The organism is Actinomadura formosensis NBRC 14204, assembly GCF_001552155.1.
Lineage (GTDB): Bacteria > Actinomycetota > Actinomycetes > Streptosporangiales > Streptosporangiaceae > Spirillospora > Spirillospora formosensis.
Map to the genome: position 1 here is coordinate 1 of NZ_BCQQ01000281.1, position 1,469 is coordinate 1,469.

Below are 1,469 nucleotides of genomic sequence, written 5' to 3' on the forward strand. Positions count from 1 at the left end.
GGGGGGTGTCCCTATGGGATTCGTCAAGCTGCTCGGGCGGCGGGTTTGCGTGAGGGCTGGTAGGGCTGTTTGTCGCGGAGCATGGCGTAGATGACATCGCTGCGGCGGCGGGCCAGGCAGATGAGGGCGGCGTTGTGTTTCTTGCCCTCGGCTCGCTTGCGGTCGTAGTAGGCCCTGCTCAGCGGGTCGGAGAGGGAGGCGAACGCCGACAGGAACATGGCGCGTTTGAGGGCCTTGTTGCCGCCCTTGGGTGGGTGTTCGCCCTTGATGGAGGATCCGGAGCGGCGGGTGACGGGCGCCAGTCCGGCGTAGGCGGCCAGGTGTCCGGGGGTCGCGAACGCTGTGATGTCGCCGATCTCCAGCAGGATTCGTGCGCTGGTCCTGATCCCGATGCCGGGCATCGAGATCAGGACCCCGGCGAGAGGGTGGGCATCGAGGATCTCCTCCACCTGGGCCGCGACCTGGTCGCGTTGGTCGTGGACTGATCGCAGGGATCGGGCCAGGTGGGGCAGGACGGTCGCGGCCGCGGCGGTGCCGGGAACCACGACGGTCTGGGCGTCCAGGGCCGTGGTGACCGCCTCGATCAGGCGTCCGGCCATGCGCGGTGCCAGCGGCCGGGTGGTGGCCAGCAGCTGGTCGGCGGTGGCGGCGCGCAGCCCGTCCGGGCCGCCGTAGGTGATCAGCAGCTCCAGCGCGGCGGGGTGGTGCAGCCGTGGTCCCAGGGCCCTCTCCAGGGCGGGGTGGATGGTGACCAGCAGCCCGCGGATCCGGTTGACCAGCCGGGTTGATTCGCCTGCCAGGTCGTCGTCGAACCCGACCAGGACCTCCAGCTCGGCCAGGGTTTCCTGGCCGGTGTCGACGCGGCGCAGGGAGTGCGGGAGGGTGCGGGCGGCGTCGGCGATGATGTAGGCGTCGCGGGCGTCGGTCTTGGCGTTGCCGGGGTGCAGGTCGGCCAGGCGCCGCATGGTCAGGCCGGGCAGGTAGGCGACCTGGCAGCCCTGGTCCCGGGCGACGGCGACGGGCAGCGCACCGATCGAGGCGGGCTGATCGACCACCACCAGTACCCGGCCGCGGCGGCCGAGCTGGGTGAACAGGGTGCGTAGCCGCTGTTCGTCGTTGGGCAGGGGCTTGTCGTGCAGCTTCTTGCCGGAGGGGTCCAGGGCGCAGGCGTGGTGTTCGCCCTTGCCGACGTCCAACCCCAAAAACACCGCGTACTCGACGCTCACGTCTACCTCGATCCGGGGTGTTTGGCCTGGTCACAAGTCCTGGCGACGGCTGCCGGCATCCACGTTACGGCGAGACGATCACTTCGTCACAGAAGGTGCCTTGTCCCTATGAGCGGTCCACCGACGCCACCCGGGCCCGGTGACAACACCCCCCGGATCATGCCTGCGACAGGGGGCTTGAGTCATGCCGGGCCGGGTGACCTGGCTCCCCACCGTGGCGGGGACGTGAAAACGGTAACGGGG

General features: G+C 70.2%; 1 protein-coding gene. It reads right to left on the bottom strand.

All coding sequences use genetic code 11. The annotated features are described in order from the left end of the window. Positions 1–23: 23 nt before the first annotated feature. Positions 24–1,226 (bottom strand): IS110 family RNA-guided transposase, encoded by a 1,203-nt coding sequence (locus AF1_RS32500; protein ID WP_131733080.1) that lies wholly within the window; start codon positions 1,224–1,226, stop codon positions 24–26. Positions 1,227–1,469: the final 243 nt, after the last annotated feature.